Annotated in this window: 4 protein-coding genes; 1 reads left to right on the top strand and 3 read right to left on the bottom strand. The window is 66.5% G+C overall.

Going from position 1 to position 5,565, the window contains the following annotated elements:
• Positions 1-3,300: pyruvate carboxylase (locus tag Q1J95_RS13865; RefSeq protein WP_300268563.1), on the bottom strand; the 3,300-nt coding region annotated here is incomplete at its 3' end.
• Between the two features lie 93 nt (positions 3,301-3,393).
• On the opposite strand from Q1J95_RS13865, the gene Q1J95_RS13860 reads away from it, so the two are divergent.
• Positions 3,394-4,200, top strand: a complete 807-nt coding sequence (locus Q1J95_RS13860; RefSeq protein ID WP_300268560.1) for a ParA family protein — start codon at positions 3,394-3,396, stop codon at positions 4,198-4,200.
• Between the two features lie 54 nt (positions 4,201-4,254).
• On the opposite strand, the gene Q1J95_RS13855 is transcribed toward Q1J95_RS13860, so the two are convergent.
• Positions 4,255-4,800: a MerR family transcriptional regulator gene (locus tag Q1J95_RS13855; protein ID WP_300268557.1), complete on the bottom strand. Its 546-nt coding sequence runs from the start codon at positions 4,798-4,800 to the stop codon at positions 4,255-4,257.
• Between the two features lie 99 nt (positions 4,801-4,899).
• A partial coding sequence (locus tag Q1J95_RS13850) for a MerR family transcriptional regulator (RefSeq protein ID WP_300268554.1) occupies positions 4,900-5,565 on the bottom strand: 666 nt, incomplete at its 5' end.

Raw genomic sequence — 5,565 nt, 5'->3', positions numbered from 1 at the left:
TTCCATCTTCATCGCCTCGATGGATGCGACGGCTTCACCGGCACGAACAGTGTCGCCGACCTCACACTTCAGCGAGACCACTCCGGAGAACGGCGCGGCCACCTGACCGGGCTTGGACGTATCGGCCTTCTCGACCTCGCGCACGTCGACAGCGACCGAGCGGTCTCGCACGAACACGGGGCGCAGCTGACCGTTGAGGGTGGTCATGACAGTGCGCATTCCGCGGTCGTCTGCCTCGCCGATCGCCTCGAGCCCGACATACAGCTGAACGCCGCGATCGATCTCGACCACGTGTTCCTGCCCCTGCACCAGCCCGTAGAGGTAGTCACTGGTGTCGAGAAGCGAGACGTCACCGTAGAGCTCGCGCTGCTGCGCGAACTCGCGCGTCGGCGCGGGGAACAGCAGTGTGTTCAGTCGCTCACGCCGCTCGACGTTGGTGCCGGCCAGTGCCGCTTCATCGTCAACAGAGATCTCGGTGAGGCCCGTGCGCACCTCGCGACCCGCGAGGACCTTGGTGCGGAACGGCTCTGGCCATCCGCCGGGCAGGTCGCCGAGTTCCCCCGCCATGAAGCTGACGACCGAGTCGGGAACGTCGTACTTCTCCGGGTTCGCCTCGAAATCAGTGGGGTCGGCCTTTACCGCGGCGAGGTGCAGGGCGAGGTCGCCGACAACCTTCGACGAGGGCGTGACCTTCGGCACGCGACCGAGGATGCGGTCGGCTGCAGCATACATGTCTTCGATGAGCTCGAAGTCATCTGCCAGACCCAGAGCCTTCGCCTGCTGACGCAGGTTCGACAGCTGACCGCCAGGGATCTCGTGGTGATAGACCCGGCCGGTGGGCCCGGGAAGACCGGACTCGAACGGCGCGTACTGGTTGCGCACGGCTTCCCAGTACGGTTCGAGATCAGACACACCGTCGAGGTCGATGCCGCTGTCGCGGTCGGTGTGCGCGAGAGCGGCAACCAGTGAAGACAGCGAGGGCTGGCTCGTCGTGCCCGACAGCGGAGCGGATGCCGCATCAACGGCGTCGACGCCGGCGGCGCTGGCTGCGAGCAAGGTCGCGAGCTGCCCGCCCGGAGTGTCGTGGGTGTGCAGATGCACCGGCAGGTCGAAACGTTCGCGCAGGGCCGTGACGAGCTGTGCTGCCGCCGCCGGGCGCAGGAGCCCCGCCATGTCTTTGATGGCGAGCACGTGGGCACCGGCATCCACGATCTGCTCGGCGAGGCGCAGGTAGTAGTCGAGCGTGTAGAGCTCTTCGTCCGGGTTCAGCAGGTCGCCGGTGTAGCACAGCGCCACCTCGGCGACGGCTGATCCGACGCCGCGAACGGCATCGATCGCCGGGCGCATCTGCGAAACGTCGTTGAGCGCGTCGAAGATGCGGAAGATGTCCACGCCGCTGGATGCCGCTTCAGTGACGAATGCCTCCGTCACCCGGGTCGGGTAGGGGGTGTAGCCGACCGTGTTGCGTCCGCGCAGCAGCATCTGGATGTTGATGTTGGGCAGCGCTTCGCGCAGCTTGTCCAGCCGCTCCCACGGGTCTTCGCCGAGGAAGCGCAGGGCCACGTCGTAGGTCGCTCCTCCCCAGGCCTCCACCGACAGGAGTCCCGGGGTCAGGCGCGCGAGGTACGGCGCCGCGGCGACGAGGTCTTTCGTGCGAACGCGCGTGGCCAGCAGCGACTGGTGCGCGTCACGGAACGTCGTGTCGGTGATCGCCAGGGCGGGCTGTTCACGCAGGCTGCGGGCGAATCCCTCGGGTCCGAGCTCGAGCAGCCGCTGGCGCGAGCCCGGCTGCGGCTGGGACGAAAGGTCGATCTGCGGCAGCTTCGAAGCGGGGTCGACACTGCCCGGGTGGGCGCCGTTGGGCTTGTTGACTGTGACGTCGACGAGCCAGTTGAGCAACTTGGTGCCGCGGTCTTTGGAGACGCGGCCACGCAGCAGATCGGGGCGGTCGTCGATGAACGAGGTGCTGACGTCGCCGTTGATGAAGTCTTCGTCGTCGAGCAGCGCCTGCAGGAACGGGATGTTGGTGGAGACACCGCGGATGCGGAACTCCGCCAGTGCTCGGCGCGCACGTGCCACCGCGGCGGGGAAGTCACGCCCGCGGCAGGTGAGTTTCGAGAGCATGGAGTCGAAGTGCGGGCTGATCTGGGCACCCTGGTGCACTGTTCCACCGTCGAGGCGGATGCCGGCGCCACCCGGTGAACGGTAGGTGGTGATCTTGCCCGTGTCGGGGCGGAATCCCTGTGTCGGATCCTCGGTCGTGATGCGTGACTGCAGGGCCGCGCCTCGCATGCGGATGTCGCCCTGTTGCAGACCCAGCTGCTCGAGCGTCTGGCCGGCGGCGATGCGCATCTGCGACTGCACAAGATCGACGTCGGTGATCTCTTCGGTGACGGTGTGCTCGACCTGGATGCGCGGGTTCATCTCGATGAAGACGACTTCGCCCGTGCGCTCCCCCGCGGTCTCGAGCAGGAACTCGACCGTGCCGGCGTTCTCGTAGCCGATCGAACGGGCGAAGGCGATGGCGTATCCGTGCAGGGCTGAGCGGATCTCGTCGTCCAGGTTCGGAGCCGGTGCGATCTCGACGACTTTCTGGTGGCGGCGCTGCACCGAGCAGTCACGTTCGAACAGGTGTACCGTCTCGCCGGTCTTGTCGGCGAGGATCTGCACCTCGATGTGGCGGGGGCGGAGCACCGCCTGCTCGAGGAACATCCGCGGGTCGCCGAAGGCGCTCTCCGCTTCGCGCATGGCCTCAGCCAGCGCTGGCGCGAGCTCTTCGCGGGTCTCGACGCGGCGCATGCCTCGCCCGCCGCCGCCGGCGACGGCCTTGGCGAACAGGGGAAATCCGATCTCGTCTGACTCGGCGACGAGCGCATCGACATTGTCGGATGCCGCGCTCGAGCGCAGCACCGGAACACCCGCTTCGATCGCGTGGCGCTTCGCCTCGACCTTGTTGCCGGCCATCTCGAGCACGTTCGACGGCGGGCCGATGAAGACGATCCCGTTGGCTGCGGCCTTCTCCGCGAGCTCGGGGTTCTCCGATAGAAACCCGTATCCGGGGTAGATCGCATCCGCACCGGATTCGAGTGCAACGCGAATGATCTCGTCGACGTCAAGGTATGCGCGAACGGGGTGGCCGCGTTCACCGATCTCGTAGGCCTCATCGGCTTTCAGCCGGTGCTGGGATCCGCGGTCTTCGTACGGGAAAACGGCGACGGTGCGTGCACCGGTCTCGAACGCAGCCCGGAACGCACGGATGGCGATCTCGCCGCGGTTGGCCACAAGGATCTTCTGGAACATGCACACCTCTGAGGGCTCGACGCACGCCGGTTTCGACGCACACGGGGCGGGGCTGAGTGTTCACTAAGCCTAGAGGAAGGTAACGTTGTCTCCGTGCACGTACTCAGCGTCAGCTCTCTCAAGGGAGGCGTCGGCAAGACAACCGTGACGCTCGGGTTGGCCTCAGCGGCCTTCGCCCGAGGCATCCGTACTCTTGTCGTCGACCTCGATCCGCAGTCCGATGTGTCCACCGGGATGGATATCCAAATCGCGGGTCGCCTCAACATCGCCGATGTTCTGGCGAACCCGAAAGAGAAGGTCGTCCGTCAGGCGATCACCTCCAGCGGCTGGGCGAAGGTGCACCCCGGCACCATCGACGTGCTGATCGGCAGTCCGTCGGCCATCAACTATGACGGCCCGCATCCGAGTGTGCGCGACGTGTGGAAGCTCGAAGAGGCGCTTGCCGCCGTCGAGAGCGACTATGACCTCGTCCTCATCGACTGCGCTCCCTCGCTGAACGCACTCACCCGTACGGCCTGGGCCGCCAGCGACCGTGTCGTCGTGGTCACCGAACCGGGGCTGTTCTCGGTTGCCGCCGCTGACCGTGCACTGCGTGCGATCGAAGAGATTCGCCGCGGCCTCTCTCCCCGCCTTCAGCCGTTGGGCATCGTGGTCAACCGCGTTCGTCCGCAGTCGATCGAACACCAGTTCCGCATCAAAGAGCTGCGTGACATGTTCGGTCCGCTGGTTCTCTCGCCGCAGTTGCCTGAGCGCACATCATTGCAGCAGGCGCAGGGTGCGGCGAAGCCGCTGCACATCTGGCCCGGCGACTCGGCACAAGAGCTCGCGGCAGATTTCGATCTGCTGCTCGACCGCATCGTGCGCACCGGCCGCATCCCTGTTCCGGAGACCGGCAACTGAGCAGCACGAAGCGGACGCCGCAAAGCACGGCGCCTCGGGGCGAAGATCGCCGCGTTATGCCGTGCGCTTGGCGCGCCGGGCGCTGAGCTCGTCGACCGGGTCTGGCGCGGTGGCGTCGAAGTCGACGAGCGTCGACTCGACCTCGCGCAGCACCTTGCCCACGGCGATGCCGAACACGCCCTGGCCGCGGCTCACGAGGTCGATGACCTCATCGTTCGACGTGCACAGATAGACGGACGCCCCGTCGCTCATGAGCGTCGTTCCGGCGAGATCGCGGATGCCGGCGGCACGAAGCTGCTCGACAGCCGTGCGAATCTGCTGCAGTGAGATACCGGTGTCGAGCAGGCGCTTCACGAGCTTGAGCACGAGGATGTCGCGGAAGCCGTACAGACGCTGCGAGCCCGATCCGGTGGCGCTGCGAACGGTCGGCTCGACGAGTTCGGTGCGAGCCCAGTAGTCGAGCTGACGATAGGTGATGCCAGCCGCACGGGCCGCGACAGCGCCGCGGTAGCCGACTTCGTCGTCCATCGCCGGAAGCCCGTCCGTGAAGAGGAGTTCACTCACGAACCGCGGGTTGCCTGACAGCTCTTCCGCATTCATCTGAAATCCTCCCTGGAGCAGTTACCTCCACGCTAGAGCAGTGCCCCGGTACCGGCAACGACATCCGCGCTTCTGCGAAGGTGTGTCGCAACCAGTTCGTTACGAAAGCACCCGTGAGAGCGCTTCGGTGACGAAGAGCGAACGCACCTCGCCGATCTTCGCTGCGAGCTCGGGGGCCATCTCGCGCGCCTTCTCTCGCGACGTGGCATCCGTGCGGCGCAGAAGCGCCGACATGGCCGATTCGATCAACGAGACCTCGCGTTCGGCGCTCTGGCGGAGCGTGCGCAGGTGGCGGGGCTCGATGCCGTGGCGATCGAGCGCGACCAGACCCCGCAACAGCGTGACCGTGGACTCCGGATAGGTCTCGGCCGCGGCGATGATGCCTGTGCTGATGGCGTCGTTGAGAATCTGCGGCCCCGCGCCAGCCGCGGAAAGCAGTTCATCACGTCGGTACCGGCGCGGCGGCGGAGCGATCGACGGCGGCGGCGTGAAAGACGTGGCCGATTCGCCGTTCGCCTCAGCCTCGTCGAGCTGCTCGCGGATGATGCTCAAGGGCAGGTAGTGATCGCGCTGAAGCGTGAGCCCGAGGCGCAGGCGCTCGATATCGGCCGGTGAGAACTTCCGATAGCCGGATTCCGTGCGCGAGGGGGTGACGATGCCCTGCACTTCGAGAAACCGGAGCTTGCTGGAGGTGAGCTCCGGGAACTCAGGGGTGAGCCTGGCCAGCACCTGACCGATACTCAAAAGCCCCGCGGACGCAGAGCG

This window comes from Microbacterium sp., from assembly GCF_029263575.1.
GTDB lineage: Bacteria > Actinomycetota > Actinomycetes > Actinomycetales > Microbacteriaceae > Microbacterium.
The sequence above is the reverse complement of the archived record's forward strand: the minus strand, read 5'-3'. Positions and strand labels throughout refer to the sequence as shown.

Excerpts from the sequence above, each read along its gene's own strand:
- Q1J95_RS13855 (WP_300268557.1), bottom strand. The coding sequence starts at position 4,800 with ATGAATGCGGAAGAGCTGTCAGGCAACCCGCGGTTCGTGAGTGAACTC.